2 protein-coding genes (1 of these 2 cut by a window edge) are annotated in these 25420 nt (G+C 73.8%); both read left to right on the top strand.

Annotation, left to right across the window (positions count from 1 at the left end):
* Positions 1–19433: the 3' portion of an SDR family NAD(P)-dependent oxidoreductase gene (locus AC067N_RS16435; protein ID WP_478679566.1), read on the top strand. It extends 4861 nt beyond the left edge of the window; only the last 19433 of its 24294 coding nucleotides appear in the window; its start codon lies beyond the left edge, outside the window; the stop codon is at positions 19431–19433.
* Positions 19430–25420 carry an SDR family NAD(P)-dependent oxidoreductase gene (locus AC067N_RS16430; protein ID WP_478679565.1) on the top strand — a complete coding sequence of 1997 codons (5991 nt, stop codon included), beginning with the start codon at positions 19430–19432 and terminating at the stop codon, positions 25418–25420. The genes AC067N_RS16435 and AC067N_RS16430 overlap by 4 nt, the downstream gene beginning before the upstream one ends.

Below are 25420 nucleotides of genomic sequence, written 5' to 3'. Positions count from 1 at the left end.
TCGCCGCCGGCATCGCGGGCGTCATCAAGGCGCTGCTCGCCCTGAAGCACCGGCGGATCCCACCGACCCCGTTCTTCGAGCGGGCCAACCAGGCCATCGCGCTCGACGGCAGCCCGTTCACCGTCGCCACCACGCCCCGGCCCTGGCCGACACCCGGCCGTGGACCGCGCCGGGCGGCCGTCAGCTCCTTCGGGGCCAGCGGCACCAACGCGCATGTGGTGCTGGAGGAGTACCCGGCCCGCGAAGTCACCGAACCCGGCGGGGAGTACCCCTTCCTGCTGTCGGCACGCACCCCCGCCGCGCTCCGCGCCGTCGTGGAGCGCCTGCTCGAACACCTCGACCGCGAGCCCGGCCTGCCCGTCGGCGCCGTCGCCCACAGCCTGGCCGCCGGCCGCAGCCACTTCGCCCACCGGCTCGCCGTCGTCGCCGCCGACCTGCCGACCCTCGCCGCACACCTGCGCGCCTGGCTGTCCGGCACCGCCGACGACAAGGTGGTGTACGGGGAGACGGCGGCCGACCCGCGTCCGGCGACCGGTGACGCGCACGTGTCGACGCCGGCCGAACTGGCCGCGGCCTACGTCCATGGCACGACCGGCCACCTCGGCGGGAGTTTCCCCGCCGAGGCGCGCCGCCAAGTGCCGCTGCCGACCTACCCGTTCGAGCGCCGGCGCCACTGGGCCCCGGGGGCGGCCCCCGAAGCGGTGTCCGCGGCCGGATCCCCGCCCGCCGCCCCGGAGCGGCCCGCGTACCGCATCCGGCTCAGCGGCGAGGAGTTCTTCCTCGCCGACCACCATGTGGCCGGGCGGGCCGTGCTGCCCGGTGTGATGTCGCTGGAGGCGGTGCGGCGTGCCGTGGCCGGTGACTCCTTCGCCCCGCTCGGGCTGCGGGACATCGTGTGGCCCGAGCCGTTCCCGGTCGGCCAGGCCGGTGCCGAACTCCGCGTCGACCTGGCCGACGGCGCCTTCCGCGTCCTGCGCGACGGCGCCGCCGTACACGCCCAGGGGCGTGTCACCGAGGCGAGCCCGTCCGCCCCGACGGCGCCGGCCGACCTGTGGGCGCGCTGCGGCGGACGCACCCTCACCCGGGAGCAGGTCCGCGCCGCCCTCGCCGGCGTGGGCATCCACCACGGCGACCGCCTGCGCGCCATCGACACCCTGGCCGTCGGCGACGGCGAGGTCCTGGCCCGGCTCGTCCTGCCCGATGGCGCCCGCGACGGCGTGTTCGGGCTGCATCCGGCGATGCTCGACAGCGCCATCCAGGCCGTCGTCGGACTGCACGCGGACGCCACCGGCAGGCTCCCCGAACACCACGGCGCCCCCATGCTGCCCTTCGCACTGGACGCCGTCGACATCCTCGCCCCCACCTCCGAACGCATGTGGGCCCATCTGCGCCACACCGAGGACTACGGGCCCACGGCCGACCGGGACGTGACCAAAGTGGACATAGACCTGTACGACGACGCCGGCCGGCTCAGCGCGAGCCTGCGCGGCTACACCTCGCGACGCATGACGGCGCCGTCCTCGGCGACCGCGCCGACCGACCCCGCCGCGACCGGCACCGCGCCACGCGCCACGCTGCTGGCACCCGTGTGGGACGCCCTGCCCGAGACGCCCGACGCCGCCGCCTGGCCGGCGCCCGGCTCGCGGGTCGCGCTGGTGGGCGGCAGCGCAGAGGACCGGGCCGGGCTGCTGCGCCACCATCCGCGGGCCACGGTCCTCGACGCCCGCGACGGAGAGTCGGCCGAGCGGCTCGCCGCCCGGCTGCCGAGCGGCACCGAGCACGTCTTCTGGCTGGCACCGGACCCGGCCGCGGACCCGTCCGACGCGGGGACGGGTGCCGCCGTCGCCGCCTTCCGCCTGGTCAAGGCGCTGCTGGCCGACGGTGCGGACGCCCGTGAGCTGGGGCTGACCCTGGTCACCCGGCAGTCCCGCCTGCTGCCCTGCGGCACCGACGCCCACCCGGCCCATGCCGGTGTGCACGGCCTCGCCGGCACGCTGGCGAAGGAGTACCCGCACTGGCGGGTGCGCGTCGCCGACATCGAGGCCGGCGCCCCTGTGCCGTGGCGGGAGCTGCTGGCACTTCCCGCCGACCCGCGCGGGGAGACCCTGGCCCACCGGCACGGCGAGTGGTACCGCCAGCGCCTGCTGGAGGTGCCCGACCCCGGCACCGTGACGGACCCGCCCCGACCGGGCGGCGTGATCGTCGCCATCGGCGGTGCCGGCGGCATCGGCGCCGTGTGGACCGAGCACGTGATGCGCCGGCACGGCGCCCAGGTGGTCTGGATCGGCCGCCGCCCGCTGGACGCCGACATCGCGGCGCGACAGGACGCCCTGGCGGCCTACGGACCACGGCCCGACTACATCCAGGCCGACGCGACCGACCGCGACGCCCTGCGGCGCGCCCGCGACGAGATCGTGCGACGGCACGGCCCCGTCCGCGGCGTCCTGCACACCGCGATCGTCCTCGGTGACCAGACCCTGGCCCGCATGGACGAGGAGCGCTTCCTCACCACGTACCGGGCCAAGGCGGACGTGGCGGTGAACCTGGCCGAGGTCTTCGCCGGGCAGCCCCTGGACTTCGTCGCCTTCTTCTCGTCGATGCAGTCCTTCTTCAAGGCACCCGGCCAGGCCAACTACGCGGCCGGCTGCACCTTCGCCGACGCCTTCGCCGAAGGGCTGGCCACCCGGTTCGACTGCCCCGTGAAGGTGATGAACTGGGGTTACTGGGCCGGCGTCGGCATCGTCACCGCCGACGACTACCGGCAGCGCATGGCCCGCCTCGGCCTCGCCTCGATCGAACCGCGCGAGGGCATGGCCGCGTTCGACGCGCTGCTGGCCTCCCCGTACCCGCAGCTCGCGCTGCTCAAGGCCACGGACACCCGCAGCATCGACGGCATCCACGGCGACGACGCGGTCACCCACCTCCGCGACGGCGCGCCGTCGCGGATCGCGGCCCTGCGCCGGGCCCGGCCGGACCGGCGGGCCGAGATCGAGCGGCTGCGGGCCAGGGCCGGCGGGCACGCCGGCGCCATGCACGACGCGCTCGTCCGGACGACGTGGGCGCTGCTGCGGTCGATGGGCCTGTTCGCCGACGGCCGCGCGGCCACGGCGGCCGAGTGGCGGGCCGTCGCCGGCATCGACGACCGCTACGAACGCTGGACGGCCCACACCTTGGCGGTGCTGGCCGACGCGGGCCTCCTGCGCCAAGAGGGGGACGACCGCTATGCGGTCCTCGACCCGGCCGCCCCCTCCCTCGACGACGCCTGGGCGCGCTGGGACCGGGAGCGTGCGGCCTGGCTGGCGGACGACGCCAAACGGCACCAGGCCGTGCTCGTCGACACGACGCTGCGCGCCCTGCCCGCCATCCTCACCGGCCGCCGTCCGGCCACCGACGTGATGTTCCCCAACGCCTCGCTCGAACTGGTCGAGGGCGTCTACAAGAACAACCCGGTCGCCGACTACTTCAACGAGGTGCTCGCCGACACCCTCGTCGCCTACGTCGAACAGCGGCTGGCCGACGACCCCGCCGCCCGGCTGCGCATCCTGGAGATCGGCGCGGGCACCGGAGGCACCAGCGCCGTGCTGTTCCGCCGGCTGCGCCCGTGGGCCGACCGCATCGAGACGTACTGCTACACCGACATCTCCAAGGCGTTCCTCCTGCACGCCCGCAGGGAGTACGGCGCGCTCGCCCCCTACCTCGACCCGCAGCTCTTCAACGCCGAGAAGCCGTTGGCCGGGCAGCCCGTGGCCGTCGGCACGTACGACGTCGTGGTCGCCACCAACGTGCTGCACGCGACCCGCAACATCCGCACCACCCTGCGCAACGCCAAGGCCGCCGCGCGCCCCAACGCCCTGCTGCTGCTCAACGAGCTCAGCGACAACATCTTCTTCAGCCATCTGACGTTCGGCCTGCTGGACGGCTGGTGGCTCTACGACGACCCGGCTCCGCGTATCGCCGGTTCGCCGGGCCTGGCGCCCCGCAACTGGCTGCGGCTGCTCGGCGAGGTGGGCTTCCGCGACGCGTTCGTCGCCGCCGAGGGCGCCGACGACCTGGGCCAGCAGGTGATCGTCGCCGAGAGCGACGGCGCGGTCCGCCAGCCGCGCCCGGAGGGGCACTCCGCCTTCCGCGGCACCCGGCCCGAGCCGCCGGAGCCCGCTCCGGCCGCGGCGGCACGGTCCGTGTCCGTCCCGGCCGGGCCGTCGGTCCCGGCGGACGGCCGCGCCGACCGGGAGGAGCGTTTGCTGGACCTGGCCCGCGACTACTTCCGGGGCCTGGTCGCTGACATCCTCCAGCTGCCGGTCCGCGACATCCGCGCCGACGTGACGTTCGACCGTTACGGCATCGACTCCATCCTGGTCGTCCAGCTCACCGACCGGGTCCGCAAGGACTTCCAGAACGTCGGCAGCACCCTGTTCTTCGAGGTGCGGACCGTCGACGGCCTGGCCCGCCACTTCCTGCGCGCCCAGCCCGCCGAGCTCGCGGCCGCCGTCGGCTTGCGCGACGAGCCGGCGACACCGACCGCGCCTACCGCGCCGACCACATCCGAGACACCCGAGACGCTCGAGACACCCGAGACGCTCGAGACACCCGAGACGCTCGAGACACCCGAGAAGCCCGGGACGCCAAGGACGCCTGACACGTCCGTCCGGCCGGACCCGTGGCCCCAGGCCCCCGCCGCCCCGGCCGTCATCGGGCAGGCATCCACCCCGCAGACCCACCCGCGACAGGACACGGCCGTCGCGATCATCGGCATGGCGGGGCGCTACCCCGGCGCTCCCGACCTGGACGCCTACTGGGACAACCTGGTCAACGGACGGGACAGCGTCACCGAGATCCCCGCCGACCGCTGGGACCACAGCCGCTACTACGACCCGCGCCGGGGCGTACCCGGCCGGACGTACAGCAAGTGGGGCGGCTTCCTCGACGGGATCGACGAGTTCGACCCGCTGTTCTTCGGTATCTCACCGAAGGCCGCGTCCACCATGGACCCGCAGGAGCGGCTCTTCCTGCAGTGCGCCTACGCCACCCTCCAGGACGCGGGCCACACCCGGGACTCCCTGCGCGCCGCCGCCCGCGCCCGGGTGGGCGACGACGCCGGCGACATCGGGGTGTTCGTGGGCGCCATGTACTCGGAGTACCAGCTCTACGGCGCCGAGTACAGCGTGCGCGGCGAGCCCGTCGTCGTCCCCGGCAGCCTCGCGTCGATCGCCAACCGCGTCTCGTACTTCTTCGACGCGAACGGCCCCAGCGCCACCGTCGACACCATGTGCGCCTCGGCGCTCTCCGCGATCCACCTGGCCTGCGCCGCCATCCAGCGCGGCGAGTGCGGCGCGGCCCTGGCCGGTGGTGTGAACCTCTCGCTGCACCCGGCCAAGTACCTGATGATCGGCGAGGGACAGTTCGCCTCCAGTGACGGTCGCTGCCGCAGCTTCGGCGAGGGCGGCGACGGCTACGTACCCGGCGAGGGCGTCGGCGCGGTGCTGTTGCGCCCGCTCGCGGACGCCGTCGCGGACGGCGACCGCATCCTCGGTGTGATCCGCGGCAGCGCGGTCAACCACGGCGGTCACACGCACGGCTTCACCGTGCCCAACCCCCTCGCGCAGGCCCAGGTGATCCGCGCCGCCTGGCGGCGGTCCGGCGTGGATCCGCGCGACATCGGCTACATCGAGGCCCACGGCACCGGCACCGCGCTCGGCGACCCGATCGAGATCGCGGGCCTGACCGCCGCGTTCGCGGAGTTCACCGACGCGCGCGACTTCTGCGCCATCGGTTCGGCGAAGTCGAACATCGGCCATCTGGAGTCCGCCGCGGGCGTCGCCGGCCTGGCCAAGGTGCTGCTCCAGATGCGGCACGGCACGCTGGCACCGTCGCTGCACGCCGAGCGGACCAACCCGGAGATCGACTTCTCCGCCGGCCCGTTCGTGCTCCAGCGCGAGGCGGCGCCCTGGCCGAGGAACGGCGGGCGCCCGCGCCTCGCGGGCCTCTCCTCCTTCGGCGCGGGGGGCGCGGGCGCGCACCTCGTGATCGAGGAGTACGTCGCGCCCCCGACCGACGAGCCCCGGCCCGGCCCCGCCGTGGTCGTCCTCTCCGCCCGCGACGAGGAGCGCCTGCGCGAGTCCGCCGGCCGGCTGCGCGACACGCTGCGGACCGGCGGCTGGAGCGACGACGACCTCGTCGACATCGCGTACACGCTCCAAGTCGGCCGGGAGGCGATGGCTGCCCGTTTCGCCGTGGTGACCGCCGACCTCGCCGCCCTGGTCTCCGCGCTCGACGCCGTCGCGAACGGCGGCAACCCGCCCGAGGGCGCCTACCTCGACGCCGGCGACGGCCGGGGCGGCGAGACCAGGGGCTTCCTGGCGGACGAGGACTTCCAGGAGACGGTCGTCCGCTGGGCCCGGCGCGGCAAGCTGGCACCGCTGGCCGAGGCGTGGACGAGCGGGCTCACGGTCGACTGGGCCCGGCTGTACGTCGAGGGGCCCCGGCCCCGCAAGGTCGGTCTGCCGGGCTACCCCTTCGCCCGTGAGCGGTACTGGTACACCGACGGCCTGCCGGAACTGCCGCCGGCGGAGCCCGCGACCCCCGCGACCCCCGCACATGCCGACACCCCGCGGACGCGGCTCCCGCAGCCCGGCCCCGCCGACGTCCCCGCCGTACCCGAGGCACCCGTACCCGAGGCACCCGTACGAGAGGCACCCGTACGAGAGGCACCCGTACGCGTGTCGGACTCCCATGAGATCCCCGCGGGCGACCTCACCCTGCGCCCCGTCTGGGAGCCCGTGCGGCTGCTGCGCGGCAAGCCGTACCCGGCGGCGACGGCCCGCGTGGTGGCGATCGGCCTCGAAGAGCAGGCCCTCGCGGCCCTGAGCGCGTACTGCCCGAACGTCGTCACCGTGCGCGTCGACGCGTCGTCCTCCGCGGAACAGGTACGGGAGGAACTGGCGGCGGCGGGCCCGTTCGACCACGTGATCATGCAGTTCCCGACCGACCCCGCCGCGGACCGCGGCGCCCGGCACCTGATCACCGCCCAGCGCACGGCGATCCGCCGGCTGTTCCGCACGCTCACGGCACTGCCGGCGCTCGGCCTCGGCGATCAGCGGCTCGGGCTCACCCTCGTGACGCGTGACGCCTTCGATCCGGGCGGCCGGTCCGCCGCCGACCCGGTCCAGGCGAGCCTGCACGGCCTCGTCGGCGGACTGGCCAAGGAACAGCCGCACTGGCGGGTCCGCGCCGTGGACCTGGCCGACGGCGAGCCGTTCGTCGCCGCGGAGATCTTCGCCCTGCCCGCCGACCGCCGGGCGCACCCGCTCGCGCGCCGCGCCGGCCAGTGGCTGCGCAGGCAGCTCCTGCCGGTGGACGAGACCCCGCCCCCCGCCGTACCCGCACTGCGCCGTGGCGGTGTCTACGTGCTCATAGGCGGCGCCGGTGACCTCGGCGTGCTGCTCACCGAGTACCTCGTGCGCCAGTACGACGCCCGTGTGGTCTGGGTGGGCCGCCGGCCCGAGGACGACACCATCCGGACGAAGGCGGAGCGCGTCCGCGAGGGCGGACACGCCCCTGTCTACCTGTCCGCCGACGCCTCCGACCCGGCGGCGCTGGCCCGGATGCGGGACGAGACGGTCCGCCGGTACGGACGCCTCGACGGTGTGGTGCACCTGGCCATGGTGTTCAGCCACACCCCGCTGGCCCGGATGAGCGAGGCGGAACTGGACGCCACCCTGTCGGCGAAGGTCGACCCGGTCGTGCACTTCGCCGATGTCTTCGCGGGCCGGGAACCCGACTTCATCCTGCTGGTCTCCTCACTGGTGAGCTTCATCCGCAACTCCGACCAGGCGCACTACTCCGCTGCCTGTGCGTTCGAGGACGCCCACGCGGAGCGGCTGCGCGCGGTGCTCGACTGCCCGGTCAAGGTCGTCAACTGGGGCTACTGGGGCAATGTCCCCGACGAACTCCTGCGCGACGTGACCTCCATGGGGCTGGCCCCGATCGACCCGGCCACGGCGATGGGCGCGCTGGAACGCCTCCTGGCCGGTCCGCTGGACCAGATCGGGTTCATGCGCCTGGGGCGGCCACTGCCCGTCGAGGGCGCGCTGACGGGGGAGACGTTGAGCATCCAGCCGTGCGGCGCGACCGCACCGGGCAGCGCCGCGGCCGTGTCCCTGCCCGAGGACCTGGCCGCGTACCACGCGGGCCCCGTTCCCGCCGAGATCGACGCCCTGCTGCACCGCTGCCTCGCGGCGGAGCTGCGCCGGGCGGGCCTCGACGCGCCGCACGAGGGACTCACCCCGTGGAAGGAGCGCACCGGCGTCGACCCGCGGTTCGACGGCTGGCTGTCGGCCACCCTGCGCACCCTCGCCGGCCACGGGCTGATCGACGCCCGGGGACACTGGGCCGCGCACAGCCCCGCCGCGGCGGACGCCGAGGCATGCCACGCCGAGTGGGACCGGGCCGCGACGCGCTGGGCCGACCACAACGCCGATCTGCGCGCGCCGCTGAGGCTGCTGGGCCGGACCCTGCCCGCGCTGGCCGACATCCTGGCCGGGCGGGTGCTCGCCACCGACGTGCTCTTCCCCGGGGGTTCCTTCTCCCTGGTGGAGGACATCTACCGGAACAACCGCGTCGCGGAGCACTTCAACGCGGTGCTCGCCGAACACGTGGCGGCCTTCCTGCGCGCACGCCGGCAGGCCGAGCCGGACGCCCGCCTGCGGGTCCTGGAGATCGGCGCCGGGACCGGCGGCACCACCCGGCCCGTACTGGACCGCCTCCGCCGCGCCGGGGCGGAACCCGCCGAGTACTGCTTCACCGACCTGTCGCAGGCATTCCTGCACCACGCCCAGGACACCTTCGGGCCGGGCCGTGACTACCTGACCACGCGCGTCCTCGACGTGAGCAGGCCGCCGCACGTGCAGGGGCTCGACATCGGCGCGTACGACGTCGTCATCGCGGCCAACGTGCTGCACGCCACGGACAACATCCGCACCGCGCTGCGTCACGCCAAGGCACTCCTGCGCGGCGGCGGGCTGCTGGCGCTGAACGAGATCAGCGACTTCTACCTCGTCAACCATCTGACGTTCGGCCTGCTCGACGGCTGGTGGCTGTACGACGACGCGGAACTGCGCGTCCCGGGCAGCCCCGCGCTGTCCCCGGCGGGCTGGCGTCGCGTCCTGGAACAGGAGGGCTTCACCGGCGTCGGCCACCCGGCCGAGGACGCCCTGGCGCTCGGACAGCAGGTGGTGGTCGCCCACAGCGACGGGCTGGCGCGCGCCCCGCGCCTCGCCGCCCGGGAGCCGGACCGGAGCGCGACTCCCGCCCCGTCGCGGCCCGAGCGGACGGCGTCCGCCGCCCCGGCGCCGCAGCCGACGGTCGCGGACGTGGTGCTGGAGGAACTCGGCGAAGCGCTGCGCATGCCCACCGACCGGATCGACGCGGATCTGCCGTTCGCCGACTACGGACTGGACTCCATCGTCGGCGCCAGGTTCGTCCAGCGCCTCAACGAGCGACTCGGCACCGACCTGCCCACCGTAGTCATCTTCGACCACCGCAGCGCGGCGGGCCTCGCCGCGCACATCGTCGAAAGCCACCGCCCCACGCTGCCCGCACCACCCGAGACGTCCCTCGCGGCCCAGGCCGAACCGCCGTCGACGGCACCGGCCGGAAATGACGCGAGCCCCGTGCCGCACCCCGCCGGGCGGGAGCCGATCGCCATCGTCGGGATCAGCGGCCGGTTCGCGGACTCGGACGACGTCGACGCGCTGTGGCGGCACCTCGCCGCCGGTGACGACCTCGTCGGCCCCGTCGAACGGTGGGACCTCTCCGGCTACAGCCAGGAGGAACTCTCCTGCCGCGCGGGCAGCTTCATCGACGGGATCGACGCGTTCGACGCGCGCTTCTTCAACCTGACGGGTCTGGAGGCGACTTACACCGATCCGCAGCAGCGCCTCTTCCTGGAGGAGTGCTGGCACGCCCTGGAGGACGCCGGCTACGCGGGCTCCGCGCTGAGCGGCAGCCGCTGCGGTGTCTACGTCGGCTGCACCGGCGGCGACTACACCCAGTGGTTCGACGACGCGCCGCCCGCCCAGGCCGCCTGGGGCAACGCGCCTTCGGTCGTACCGGCCCGCATCGCCTACCACCTGAACCTCCAGGGCCCGGCCATCGCCGTCGACACGGCCTGCTCCAGCTCGCTCGTCGCCGTGCACCTCGCCTGCCAGGGGCTGTGGAGCGGCGAGACCGAGCTGGCCCTCGCCGGCGGAGTCAGCGTCCAGACCACCCCGGACACCTACCTGGCGGCGAGCCGCGGCGGCATGCTGTCCCCGACCGGCCGGTGCCACACCTTCGACGCCGCCGCCGACGGTTTCGTACCCGGCGAGGGCGTGGGCGTGGTGGTGCTGCGCCGCCTGTCGGACGCGCTGGCCGACGGAGACCACATCCACGCCGTGATCCGCGGCTCGGCGGTCAACCAGGACGGCGCGACCAACGGCATCACCGCGCCGAGCGCCCTGTCCCAGGAGCGCCTGATCCGCCGGGTGCACACCGAGTTCGGCATCGACCCGGCCGAGATCGGCATGGTCGAGGCGCACGGTACCGGCACCCAGCTCGGCGACCCGATCGAGTGCCGGGCCCTGGTCAACGCGTTCGCCGGGACGAGCGCACCGGGCTCCTGCGCGCTCGGCTCCATCAAGACGAACCTGGGGCACACCACCTCCGCCGCGGGTGTGGCGGGTCTGCTGAAGATCGTGCTCTCCATGCGCCACGGCATGATTCCGCCGTCGCTGCACTTCGAACGGCTCAACCCGGAGATCCGGCTCGCCGGCAGCCCGTTCCAGGTGAACGACCGGCTGCGGCCCTGGCAGCCCAACGCCCGGGGCAGGCGGGTCGCCGCCCTCAGCGCGTTCGGCTTCAGCGGGACCAACGCCCATCTGGTGGTCGAGGACGCTCCGGACCGGGACGGCCACGGCCGCCGGAACACCGCGGGCGAGCATGTGTTCGTACTCTCCGCCCAGCAGCCGGAGGCACTGCGCCGGCGGGCCGAGGATCTGCTGACGCACCTGCGCGCCACCCCCGACGCCGTACCGGCCGACATCGCCTACACCCTCGCGGTCGGCCGGGAGCACTTCGCCCACCGCGCGGCCTTCGTCGCCGACGGCCGCGACAGCCTGGTACGCCGGATCGAGGCATGGCTCGCGGACGGCACCGAGGCCCGGGGCGACTCCCCGGTGTGGGAGCGCGCGCGGACCGAGTACCTCGCGGGCTCCGCCGTGGACTTCGCCGCACTGTTCTCCGGCCTGGACGTACGCCGGACGCCGTTGCCGACGTATCCCTTCCAGCGCAAGAGCTACTGGGCGGGCACCGCGCCGACCCGACGTGTGCGCACCGCCCCCCTGCCTCCGGTCGAGGAGCCGTCGACGGTGCCGGCCGCCGTGCCCGCAGACCCGGCCCCCGTGCCGCGCCACGTCATCGGTGACCGCCTCCTGGCCGAGCTGTCCCGCGTGCTCCTGATGGAACCCGACGAGATCGATCCGCAGGCGTCGTTCTCCGACTTCGGCGTGGACTCCGTCCTCAGCGTCAAGCTCGTCCAGGCGGTCAACGAGATGCTCGGCATCGACCTGCCCGGTACCACCCTCTTCGAGCACAGCTCCCTCGACCGGCTCACGGACCACGTCGCCACCCGGTACGGGGACCGGCTGCGCACTTCCGCAGTCCTCGGCGGCGAGCCGGCCGAAGCGGCACCGGAGGCCCGGCAGGAGCCGACGGCCCAGGTCACGCCGACGGCCGCGGCCACGCTCGTGGTGCGGCCCGAGGCGGAACCGGGTGACGTGCCACGAGCGGCGCGGCGCCCCGCACCGGCCCCGCGCGAGGTGCCGGCCGACGACGGCATCGCGGTCATCGGACTGGCCGCCCGGTTCGCGCAGTCACCCGACGCCGAGGCGCTGTGGGCACACCTGGCGGCGGGGGACGACCTCGTCGGCGAGGTGACCCGCTGGGACATGGACGAGGCGCTGGGCGCCGGCGCGCCGCGCCAGTACGGCAGCTTCCTGGACGACATCGAGCGCTTCGACGCCTGGTTCTTCCGTATCTCGGGCAAGGAGGCGACGTACATGGATCCGCAGCAGCGGATCTTCCTGGAGGAGTGCTGGCACGCCCTGGAGGACGCCGGCTACGCCGGCGAACGGCTCGACGGCAGCGGCTGCGGCGTCTACGTCGGCGGCTCGCCCAGCGACTACCAGCAGCTGATCGGCGACGACGCGCCCCCGCAGACGCTGTGGGGCAACATCTCCTCGGTCATCGCCTCGCGCATCTCCTACTTCCTCGATCTGCAGGGACCCGCGCTGTCCGTGGACACGGCCTGCTCCAGCTCGCTGGTCGCCATCCACCAGGCATGCCAGGACCTGCGCGAGGGCACCACGACGATGGCGTTGGCCGGCGGGGTGTTCGTCCAGTCCACGCCGATCTTCTACCGGTCCGCGGTACGGGCGAACATGCTGTCCGCCAGCGGGCGCTGCCACACGTTCGACGAGCGCGCCGACGGTTTCGTGCCCGGAGAGGGCGCCGGAGTGGTCGTCCTCAAGCGGCTGGCCGACGCCCTGCGGGACGGCGACCAGGTGTACGGGGTGATCCGCGGATCGGCCGTGAACCAGGACGGGACGACCAACGGGCTCACCGCGCCCAGCGCACGTTCGCAGGAACGCCTGCTGCGCGGCGTGTACGAGCAGACCGGCGTCGATCCCGCCGACGTCCAGTACATCGAGGCGCACGGCACCGGCACGCCGCTGGGCGACCCGATCGAGTTCGACGCGCTGCGCGCCGTCTTCGGCGACGCCCCGACGGGCGGCTGCGCCCTGGGCTCGATCAAGACCAACGTCGGGCACACCCAGTTCGCCGCCGGCGTGGCCGGGGCCATCAAGGTGCTGCTGGCGCTGCGCCACGAACAGCTGCCGCCGTCGCTGCACTTCGGCCGGCGCAACCCGGCGATCGACCTGGAGGGCAGCCCGTTCCACGTCAACACCGAACTGCGGCCATGGCCCGCGCCCGCCGCGACACCGCGCCGCGCCGGCGTCAGCTCGTTCGGCGCCGCGGGCACCAACGCGCACGCTCTGATCGAACAGGCGCCCGCGCTGGACGGCACCACGCACCCGGCCCGCGCGCACTGGCTGATCGTGCTCTCCGGACAGGACGACACCGCACGCCGGGCCCAGGCCGAGCGCCTGCTGGACCACGCGCTCTCCCACCCCCACCTGGACCTGGGCAACGTGGCATACACACTGGCCACCGGCCGCCGCCACTGCGCCCACCGCTGGGCGGCCGTGGTGTCCGACCGTGAGCACCTCGTGGACGTCCTGCGGACCTGGCTGCACAGCGGCCGGGCCGAGGGCGTGGTCACCGGGGAGGTCGCGGACGGGCACCGCCGCCCGGACCCGGCCGTGGCGGAGCGCGCCGGCCGGCTGATGACCGAGGGCGACCGCCGAAGCAGCCTCACCGAGCTCGCCGAGCTGTTCGCCCGGGGCCTGGAGCCGCGCTTCGCCCCGCTCTTCGACCACATCGGCTTCCGCGTTGTGTCCCTCCCCCCGTACCCGTTCGGCGGCGAGCGGTACTGGGTCGGACGGCGTGCGGAGCGGGCCGTGGCTCCCTCCCCCGCCGGCTCACCCCTCGACGGCCGCAGGGAACCCGCCGGAACCGGGCAGTCCCGCTTCGTGGCGGAGGTGACCGGTGACGAGTTCTTCCTCGACGACCACAGGGTGCGGAACGTACCGGTGCTGCCCGGCGTGGCCTACCTGGAACTGGCGTACGCGGCGGCCCGCGCCGAGGGGCACCTGCCCACCTCCGTGCGCCTGCGGGACGTCGTCTGGACACGGCCCGCGCGGATCAGCGGCCCGACCCTGATCGAAACCGTCCTGCGGCCGGGCACCGGCGACGATCTCACCTACCGGATCACCACGAGGGCCGACGACGGCGAACCCCTCCCGCACGGGCAGGGCCGCATCGAGACATACGCGTCGCCCGCACCCGAGCACCTGGACATCGAGGCGCTGCTGGCCCGGTGCTCGGTGCGGTCGCTGGAGCACGAGGACTGCTACCGGATCTTCGACCGCATGGGCATCGGCTACGGGCCCGCGCTGCGCGCCGTGCGGCGGCTCGACATCGGTGAGCGGCTCGCCGTCGCCCGGCTCACGCTGCCCCCGGCGGCGCGGGACGGCGGTGCCTGGACCCTGCACCCGTCGATGCTCGACGCCGCGGTGCAGACCACCGTGGGTCTGTCGCTGACCGACGGCACCGACACGGTGGCCCCGGCGCTCCCGTTCTCCCTCCGGGAGGTGCGGGTGCACGCGCCGGTCCCGGACACCGGATGGGCCGTCGCGCGGCCCGCGGCGGACGACACCGGCGGCACCCTGCGCCGTGTCGACGTGGACATGTGCGACGACAGCGGCGCGGTGTGCGTACGCCTGCTCGGCCTCACCGCCCGTGTCCTCCCGGCCACAGACGCGGACGCGGACGCGTACGCCGCGGCCGCCGACGCGGCCGCCGTGCCGTCCGGGTCGGAGAGCACCGCACCCGACCGTACGTCCGACGGAGCGTCCCTCACCCTCATGCGGGCCGGCTGGCGTCCCGCCGAACCCGCCCGCGCACCGCGCTCCTGGGCCGCCCACGAGGTTCTGCTCGCCGGGCTCGACGGGGTCGACCCGGCCCGGATCGAGGCGGACCTCGGGGTGCCGTGCGCCGCGCTGCCCGCGTCGGACGACGACCTGCCGACACGCTTCGCCCGGCAGGCCGAAGCCCTGCTCGCACGGCTGAGGAAGGCCATCCCGGAGACCGGGAAGGGCCGGGTCCTGGTGCAGGTCGTCGTGCCCGCCGACGGCGCCGGCCACCCGCTCGCCGGGCTGGGCGGCCTGCTGCGCACCGCCCGGATGGAACACCCCGCCCTGGTGACCCAGCTCATCGAGACGGAGACCCCCGCCGACCCCGCGGACCTGTGCCGTCGGCTGCGCGAGGACGCCGAGAGCCCCGACGACGTGGCCGTGCGCCACGCCGACGGCCGACGCCAGGTGCCCCAGTGGACCGCCGTCGAGGACGCCCCGCCGGTCCGGCCCTGGAAGCCCGGCGGTGTCTATCTCGTCACCGGAGGCGCCGGCGGTCTCGGCGCGCTGTTCAGCCGGGAGATCGCCCGGCAGGCGCCCGGTGCGGTACTCGTGCTGTGCGGGCGGTCCCCCGTGGGCCGGACGCAGCGCGAACTGCTGCGCGAGCTGCGCGACCTGGGCGCCCGTGCGACGTACCGCGTGCTGGACGTCACCCGCCGCGACGCCGTCGCCGCGTGCGTGACCGAGACCGTCGCCGAACACGGGCGCCTGGACGGGGTCCTGCACCTGGCGGCGCTGGTCCGGGACAGCTACCTGGCCCGCAAGGACGTGGCGGACCTGAGGGAGGTACTGGCCGCCAAGGCCGCCGGCTTCGTCCACCTCGACGAGGCCACCGCCGGCCTCGACCTGGACTTCTTCATCGGCTTCTCCTCCCTGTCGGCCTTCGGCAACCAGGGCCAGGGGGACTACGCGGCCGCCAACGCCTTCATGGACGCGTACGCCCTGCGCCGCCACGAACTCGTGGCCAGGGGCGAACGGCACGGTCACACCCTGGTGATCGGCTGGCCCCTGTGGGCGGACGGCGGCATGACGGTCGACGCCGCGACCGAACGGCGCCTGCGGGAGAGCGTCGGCATGGTGCCGATGCGCGCCCCCCAGGGCGTCGAGGCCCTTCTGCGCGCCTACGGAAGCGGCCGGCCGCACGTCCTCGCGGTCTACGGGGACCGTGCCCGCGTCGACGCCACACTCCTGGCCGCCCCCCGGTCCCACGACGCCGAGCCCGGTGACCGCGACGCCGCGCCGCGCACCCCCGCCGTCGAGACCGGCACCGGCGCCGGCGGCGAACGGCTCGGCACGCCCGTCCCGCACTCCGCGGTACTGAACGGCCTGATCACGCACATATCGGCCGTGCTGGGCGTGCCCGCGGACGAACTGGACGGTGGCGTGGAGCTGGGCGAGTACGGACTCGACCCGGTCGCGCTCACCGCGATCGCCCGCCGGCTGGCCGCCGAGTACGGACTCTCCCCGACACCGAAGTCGTTCCCCGAACACCTCACCCTGGAAGAGGCAGTGGACCACCTCCTCGACACCCGACCCGACCCCACGGGGACGGCCGCACCGGACACCGGGACCACGCCCGGCGACCGGGAGGCCCGGCGCACAGCGCTCCTGAGGCACCTGATCGCCCGCGTCTCGGTCCTGCTGGACATCCCCGCAGAGCGGATCAACGGCACGGCGGAGCTGAGCCGGTACGGCTTCGACTCCCTGTCCCTGGTCAGCTTCGCCGACGAACTCAACGCGGCCTTCGGACTCTCCCTGGCGCCGACGCTGTTCTTCGAGAACCCCACGCTGGACGGCGTGGTCGACCACCTTCTGGAGCACCACGCCGACCGTGTCGCCGTGCGGCTGCCGCACGACGCCCGGGAAGAAGCGGCCCCCGACACACCGGCCGCACCGGCGGCTTCGGAGCGGCGCGCCGCACCGGCGCCCACCGCTCCCGACGACGAGCCGATCGCCGTGATCGGCATGAGCGGCCGCTTCCCCATGGCCGACGACCTCGACGCGTACTGGAGGAACCTCAGCGAGGGACGCGACTGCGTCCAGGAGATCCCCGCCGACCGGTGGGACTGGCGCGCCTACTACGGCGACCCGGTCAAGGACCCCAACACCTCCAACGTCACCTCGGGCGGATTCATCGACGGTGTCGGGGATTTCGACCCGCTGTTCTTCGACATCTCCCCCAGGGAAGCCGAGCTGATGGACCCCCAGCAGCGGCTCCTGATGCTCTATGTGTGGAAGGCGCTGGAGGACGCCGGCTACTCGGCGAGCGACGTCGCGGGCACCGACACCGCCCTGATCGTCGGCACCACCAGCACCGGCTACAGCACGCTCGTCACCCGCTACTCGCCGGTGATCGAGGGATACGACATCACCGGGGCGTCCCCCTGCATGGGCCCGAACCGGATGAGCTACTTCCTCGGCCTGCACGGACCGAGCGAGCCGGTCGACACGGCCTGCTCCAGCGCGCTGGTCGCCCTGCACCGGGCCATCCAGGTCATCCGCGAGGGCCAGTCCGACATGGCGATCGTCGGCGGGGTCAACACCATCGTCAGCGTCGACGGGCACATCAGCATCTCCAAGGCGGGGATGCTGAGCCCGGAGGGGCGCTGCAAGACGTTCTCCGACCGTGCGGACGGTTACGCGCGGGGTGAGGGCGTGGGCATGCTGGTGCTCAAGCGGCTCTCGGCGGCCGAGCGCGACGGCGACCACATCCACGGTCTGATCCGCGCCACGGCCGTGAACCACGGCGGCCGGGGCAACTCACTGACCGCGCCCAACCCCAAGGCCCAGGCGGCCCTGCTGCGCGAGGCGTACACCAAGGCGGGCGTCGACCCGCGGACGGTGGGGTACGTCGAGGCGCACGGTACGGGGACGAAGCTGGGTGATCCGGTTGAGATCAACGGGTTGAAGGCGGCGTTCGGCGCGTTGTACGCGGAGCGGGGCGCTGAGGTGACGGAGGCTCACTGCGGGATCGGTTCGGTGAAGACGAACATCGGGCATCTGGAGCTCGCCGCGGGTGTGGCCGGTGTGATCAAGGTGTTGTTGCAGATGCGGCACCGGACGCTGGTGGGGAGTCTGCACTGCGAGACGGTGAATCCCTACATCGATCTGGCGGGCAGTCCGTTCCGGCTGGTGCGTGAGCGTGAGGAGTGGGTCGCGCCGCGTGACGCGGAGGGTCGTGAGCTGCCGCGTCGGGCGGGGGTGAGTTCCTTCGGCTTCGGCGGCGTCAACGCCCACGTCGTCCTGGAGGAATACGTACCCGCGCACGCGGCCGAGCCCGACCGGGCCCCCGTACGACCGCTCCCGTTCGTCCTGTCGGCCGGCCACCCGGAGGTCCTGAGCGAGCTCGCCACCCGCTGGGTGGAGGCGCTGGGCCGCGGCGACTACGCCGACACCGACCTCCCGGCCATCGCCCATACCCTGCAGACGGGACGCGTGCACATGTCCGAGCGCCTCGCCTGCCAGGTCCGCACGGTCGACGAGCTGACGCGGGCCCTGGAATCCTGGCTCCACGGTGAGCCCGGCGACGAGGTCTTCAGCGGCCGGGTCCCCCGGGGCGCCGAACTCCCCGAGGTCCCCGCCGGGTTCGGGCCCGACGACCACCCGGCCGGCACGGGCCCGCGGGACTGGGCACCGCTGCTCCGGGCCTGGGTGGACGGCGCCGACGTCGATTGGGGCCGGTGGTACACGGGGCGTCGCCCGCGCCGTATCCCGCTGCCCACCTACCCGTTCCGGCTGCGCCGGCACTGGGTCGACACCAGCCGCCCCGCGCAGCACGCGGCGCCCGCCGTCGCGCACCCGTTGGTGCACACGAACACCTCTAACCTGGACGAACACCGGTACACCTCGCGCTTCACCGGCCGGGAGTTCTTCCTCGACGCCCACCGCGTGCGGGATCTGACGGCGGGCGGAGAGAACACCGCGCGCGCCGTACCCGTACTGCCCGCCGTGGCACAGCTCGAGATGGCGCGGGCCGCCGCGGTCCTGACGGCGGGCGGTGACGAGCGGGCCTGGTCGATCAGACTGGCGGCATGGCCGCGCCCCCTCCCGGTGGAGAAGGCCACCGACGTCCACGTCGGCCTCTCCCGCCGCGACGACGGGGACCTGGCGTACGAGGTGTTCACGGCGGACAGTGACGGTGAGCGGCTCGTCCTCGGCCAGGGCCGACTGCGCCGTGGCGCCCCCGAGCCGGCCGAGCGGCTCGACCTGGAGGAGCTGCGCGACCGGTGCGACGGACCGGTGCTGGACGCCGACACCTGCTACGCGCGCCTCGCCGCCGGCGGCATGGTGTACGGCCCGGCGCTACGCGCGATCGAGCGCCTGCACACCGGCTCCCGCCAGGCCGTGGCACGGCTGAGGCTTCCGGCCCACCTCGCCGGTGCGGCCGGGGAGAGCGGCGCGGAGAGCGGCTTCGTACTGCACCCGAGCCTGCTCGACGCGGCTCTGCAGACCGCGGCCGGGCTGTTCGCCGATGACGGCGGCGCTCCCGGCGGAGCACTGCCCTTCGCCCTGCGGGAGCTCCAGGTATGGGGCGCCACCCCGAGCACGGGCTGGGCGGTCGTCCGATTCGCCCCGGACGACCGGCCCGGCACCGTCCGCCATCTCGACATCGACCTGTGCGACGACCACGGCGACGTGCGGGTACGCCTGCGCGGCTACAGCGTCCGGGGGCCCGCCGACGGGACCCCCGCCGAGCGGACCACGCCGCCCGTGTCCACGGCCGACGAGGCGTACCTGCTGGAGCTGGTCGAAGCCATTGCCAAGCGCGAACTGAGCGCGGACGACTTCAAGAGGAGCCTGCTGTGAGCATCCGTTTCGAATCCCTGGACGAGCTGCACTCGCTGATCAGCGAAGGGCGGCTGGGACGGGACGAAGCGCTCCGTGCCCTGCGCGACTGGCAGCGGACGCGGGCCCAGGACCCGGCAGGCAGTGCCGGGACCGCCGCTCCCGCCAGGGCCGATGACGTCATCGAGGCAGTGGCGGAGCGGATCTGCGCCGTGCTGGTGGAGAAGGTCTGCGGACTGCTGAAGGTGACCGCGGACGACCTGGACGTGGACGTCGACCTGAGCGAGTACGGGCTGGATTCGATCGTCATCACCCAGCTCGTGCACCTGGTCAACGAGTCCCTGGGACTGGAGCTGGCGCCCACGGCGCTCTTCGAGCACCCGACGATCAGGGCGTTCGGCACGCATCTGGCCCAGGAGCACGGCCCGCGGCTGGCCGCCCGGCTGGGAGTGCGCACGCCCGCGGAACCGACCGCGCCCGCCGCTCCCGTGGCGGTCGGTCCCGTCACCGTGCCGCCCCCCGAGCCGCCCGCATCGCCGACGCCCGCGTCCGCTCCGCATCCCGGCCCCGGCCCCTCACCCGACCGGGCGGACCGGCGGGACACCGACCCCATCGCGGTGATCGGTGTCAGCGGCCGCTTCCCGATGGCGCGGGACCTCGACACGTACTGGAAGAACCTGGTGGAAGGGCGCGACTGCGTCACGGAGGTGCCCGCCGACCGGTGGGACTGGCAGGCCCTGTTCGGTGACCCGCTCAGGGAGCCCGGCCGCACCGACGTGAAGTGGGGCGGCTTCATGGACGGTGTCGCCGACTTCGATCCGCAGTTCTTCGGGATCGCGCCGAAGGACGCCCTGCACATGGACCCCCAGCAGCGGTTGCTGATGCTGTACGTGTGGAAGGCGCTGGAGGACGCCGGCTACGCCGCCGACGCGCTGGCCGGCGGAAACCTCGGCCTGTTCGTGGGCACGCACGACACCGGCTACGGACTGCTGGCCGAGCGCGGCGGTGCCCGCGACGGGAACGTCGCCCCCACCGGCGGCGTCCCCTCCATCGGCCCCAACCGGATGAGCTACTTCCTCGACGTCCACGGGCCGAGCGAGCCGGTCGAGACCGCCTGCTCCAGCGCGCTGGTCGCCCTGCACCGGGCCGTCGCGGCACTGGAACGGGGCGAGAGCGACATGGCGGTCGCCGGCGCCGTCAACACCATCATCGTCCCCGACGGGCACATCGCCTTCAGCAAGGCGGGGATGCTGAGCCCGGAGGGGCGCTGCAAGACGTTCTCCGACCGTGCGGACGGTTACGCGCGGGGTGAGGGCGTGGGCATGCTGGTGCTCAAGCGGCTCTCGGCGGCCGAGCGCGACGGCGACCACATCCACGGTCTGATCCGCGCCACGGCCGTGAACCACGGCGGCCGCGCCAAGTCCCTGACCGCGCCCAACCCGACCGCCCAGGCCATGCTCATCGAGCAGGCGTACCGCAGGGCCGGGATCGATCCGCGGACGGTGGGGTACGTCGAGGCGCACGGTACGGGGACGAAGCTGGGTGATCCGGTTGAGATCAACGGGTTGAAGGCGGCGTTCGGCGCGTTGTACGCGGAGCGGGGCGCTGAGGTGACGGAGGCTCACTGCGGGATCGGTTCGGTGAAGACGAACATCGGTCATCTGGAGCTCGCCGCGGGTGTGGCCGGTGTGATCAAGGTGTTGTTGCAGATGCGGCACCGGACGCTGGTGGGGAGTCTGCACTGCGAGACGGTGAATCCCTACATCGATCTGGCGGGCAGTCCGTTCCGGCTGGTGCGTGAGCGTGAGGAGTGGGTCGCGCCGCGTGACGCGGAGGGTCGTGAGCTGCCGCGTCGGGCGGGGGTGAGTTCCTTCGGCTTCGGCGGCGTCAACGCCCACGTCGTCCTGGAGGAGTACGTACCCCCGGCGGGGCGGCCGCGAGGCGGCGCACCGCGCCCCGTGGCCGTCGTGCTGTCGGCGGCGGAGCCCGAGACACTGCGTGCCCGGGCCCGGCAGCTCGCCGACTGGATCGACGAGGGGAGGGCGACCGAGGCCGAACTGCCCGACGTGGCCTACACCCTGCAGACCGGACGGGTCGCGATGGAGGAGCGCCTCGCCTTCCTCGCGGAGTCCGTCGCCGAACTGCGCGAGCGGCTCAGGGCGTTCCTCGACGGGGACGGCACCGCACACGGGGTGCACACAGGCCGGGCGCAGCGCCGGGGACCGTGGAGCGAACTGGTCGGGGACGAGGACATCGCCCAGGCCATCGACGGCTGGATCGCCAAGGGCAAACTGGAACGCCTGCTCAAACTCTGGGTCACCGGCTTCGACTTCGACTGGCGGCGTCTGTACACCGGCCGCCCCATGCGGCGCGTCCCGCTCCCGGCCTACCCCTTCCGGCTGAGCCGCTACTGGATCGCCGACACCCCTTCCCCAACCCCGCACGGCGTCGAACCGGAGGCCGGGCGTGCCGAGCGGCCCCGGACCACGGACGGCGGCGGCCTCGGCGAGGTCGGCACCACCGCACCGGCAGCGGCCCCAGCGCCCGCCCAGCGCGAGCTGACCGGCACCGAGTTCTACCTGCGCGACCACAAGGTGGGCCACGTGCCCACCCTGCCCGGCGCCGCGTACATCGAGTTCGTACGGGACGCGGTCGTCCGGGCCACCCCCGGCGCCGAGCCCACCGGCGTAAGGCTGCACGACGTCGCCTGGCTGCGGCCCCTGGAGGCGACGGCACCACACGCGATGGACATCCAACTCGACGCCGGCGACGGGGTGTTCGAGGTTTCCACACTCCACGAGGGCCGACGCGTGCCGCACGCGCGGGGAACGGCGCGCATCGACAGCTCCCTGCTCGCGGCGGACGACCGGCACGACATCGAGACGCTGCGGGCGACATGCCCGTCCGTCTCCTCCGGCGCGGAGTGCTACGCGCTGTTCGACCGCCTGGGCATGGGGTACGGCCCCGCGTTCCGGGTCATCGAGGAACTGCACCGCGGCCCGGACCTGTCCGTGGCCCGCCTGCGCCTGCCGGAGACGGCGGCATCGTCGATGACGCTCAACCCGGCCATGCTCGACGCCGCCCTGCAGACCGTTCTCGGGCTGGTGCCCGCCGAGCGGGACGGCGCCCCGGCCGACCCCGCGCTGCCGTTCCTCGTCCGCGAGGTCCATATCCTCTCCGCCACTCCGGCCGAGGGCTGGGCCGTGGCACGCCCCGCCGACGAGGGGCGCCCGGACGCGGGCATCCGCCGCGTGGACGTCGACCTCTGCGACGCGCGGGGCAGGGTCTGCGTACGCCTGCTGGGACTCGGACTGCGCGCCAGGCGCGGTGCGCGCACCGGCAAGGCCGAAACCGGTCCGACCGCCCTGCTCGTCCACGCGGACTGGCGCCTGGACGACGCCCCTCAGGACGAGGGGCCGGAGATGAGCCGGCACGTGGTGCTGTGCGAGTTGCCCGGCGTGGACGCGACCGCGCTGAGCGAGGCCCTGGACGGCACGTGCGACAGCTGGCAGGCCGCCGGCCGGATCGAGGACCGCTGCACCGAGTACGCCGAGCACCTTCTGGAACTGCTGCGGAACGAGGTCCGTGAAGAGTCCCGCCCACAGCGGCTCATCCAGGTCGTCACCCCCGCGGACACGCCCTGGCTGGCCGGCCTGAGCGGAATGCTGCGCACCGCGCGCATGGAGCACCCCAAGCTGCTGACGCAGTGGATCGAGGTCGACACGGCACTTCCGGTGTCCGAACTGGCCGCCCGGCTGCGGCAGGACGGTGCCGAGGCCTTCGGACAGGAGGCGGTCCGCCATCGCGGCGCGCGCCGGCAGGTCTCCCACTGGCGTGAAGTGCCGCCGCCGGCACCTCGGTCGCCCTGGCGGGACGGCGGGGTCTATCTGCTGACCGGCGGAGCCGGCGGGCTCGGCGCCCTGTTCGCCGAGGACATCGCCCGGCGGGTGAAGTCACCCGTCCTGGTCCTCGGCGGCCGCAGTCCGGCCGGACCGGCGCAGGAGGAGCTGATCGCCTCGCTGCGCGCCCTCGGAGCCGAGGCCCACTACCGCGTCATGGATGTGGCCGACCGCGCCGAGGTGTTCCGGGCCGTGCACGAGATCACGGCCGAGCACGGCGCCCTGCACGGCGTCGTCCACGCGGCGGGTGTGCTCCGGGACGGGTTCATCGCCCGCAAGAGCGCGGCGGACCTGCGGGACGTGTTCGCGGCCAAGGTCAGCGGGCTGTGCCATCTGGACGAGGCATGCGCGGACGTACCGCTCGACTGCTTCATCGGTTTCTCCTCGATGGCGGCCTTCGGCAATGTCGGCCAGGCCGACTACGCCGCCGGCAACGCCTTCATGGACGCCTACGCCGCCCACCGCGCCGCGCTGGCCGCGAGGGGCCTGCGCTCGGGCCGGACCCTGATGGTCAACTGGCCGCTGTGGGAGAAGGGCGGCATGGGCGCCGGCCCGTCGACAGTGAGCCTCCTGGAGTCCGTGGGCATGCGGCCGATGCGTACCTCCGTGGGCCTGGACGCCCTGTACCGGGCCTGGGCGACCGGGCTCCCGAGCGTCATCGCGCTGGACGGCGACCACTCGCTGATGCGGGAACGGTTCCTGCCCTCCGTTCCCACCCCGCCCGTTCCGGTCCCACCGGCGGAACTCACCCCTGCACGGGCAGCGGAACAAGCGCCCGGACAAGCGCCGGAACAAGCATCGGAGCAAGCACCGGACCCGCAGCCGGGGGAGCCGTCCGAAGCGGGCGGCGCGATCGCCGACCTCATCGCGTCCCTGCTCGGTGTCGACGCCGCGTCCCTGCGGTGGGACAAGCCCCTGCACCTGTACGGCTTCGACTCGATCTTCATGATGCAGTTCCTCTCACAGGCGCAGGCGCGGATCGACGCGGGCCTCACTCTCGACGTCATAGCCGACTGCGAGACGGTGCAGGACGTCGTCGACGCGATCAACGGCCGGGCCGGCGCCCCGCAGCCGCCCCGATCACCGCGGCGCAGGGCGTCACAGGAGACTCCCCGGCCCCGCACGGCCCGGCCCGCGACACCCGACACCTTCCCCGAACTGGTCCGTATGAACGGAGTGACCGACGGCAGGCCCGTCTTCTGGGTGCACCACGGCAACGGCGGAGTGGAGTCCTACGCCCCGCTGGCCGCACGATGCCGGCGCCCCTTCTACGGCATCCAGCCGAAGGGGTGGGTCGACTCCACCGAACTCCTCACCGGCCAGGTCGCCATGGCCGAGCACTACGCGTTTGTCATCCGCGCCGTCCAGCCCGAAGGCCCGTACGACATCGGCGGGTTCTCCCTGGGCGGTCTGTTCGCCTACGAGGTCGTACGGCAGCTCCAGCTGAGCGGGGCGGACGTCGACACCCTCGTCATGCTCGACACACTGGACGCCGAGTCGACCAACAAGGCCAACGCGCTGATGGTCGGCGGCAGGTTCGAGCCGGACACGGTCAGCAAGGTCAGCGCGTTCCGCTCCGTCAACCTGATCCTCGGCAACGACCGCTTCGACGCGCATGACGGCGCCACCCCCATCCTGCGCCGCGACGACGTCGACGCCACCCTGGACACCGACGAGTTCCTCGACTCCCTGATCGAGGCCGCCCTCGCGCGCGGTGTCAGCAAGACCGAGGCACAACTGCGGGCACGGGTCGCGCAACTCGCGCGCTACTTCGAGGCCATGCAGGGCGAGACGTACGCCGTGCGTCCGCTGCCGCGTCCCGACGGGGTGCGCTGCTACTACCTGCGCAACGCCGGCGGCCGGTTCTTCGGCGCCTTCGAGGAGCACATGGTGCTCTTCCCGAACCCCGAACTGCCGACCGTGGACGGCACCGAGTACTGGAAGGAGTGGTCCGAGCACATCGACGACTTCTTCACCATCGACGTGGACACCTCCATGCACGCGGAGGTCATGACCGCCCCGCAGTCGCTCGACAAGCTGATGCGCCTCTGCGACCGGCTCTACGCGCCCGAGGGCACCGCCGCCGACTCCGCGAAGGGAGACAACTGA

It is taken from the genome of Streptomyces sp. NPDC042364, assembly GCF_056437585.1.
Note: the sequence above shows the minus strand (reverse complement) of the source record. Positions and strands in the feature narration are given on the sequence as shown.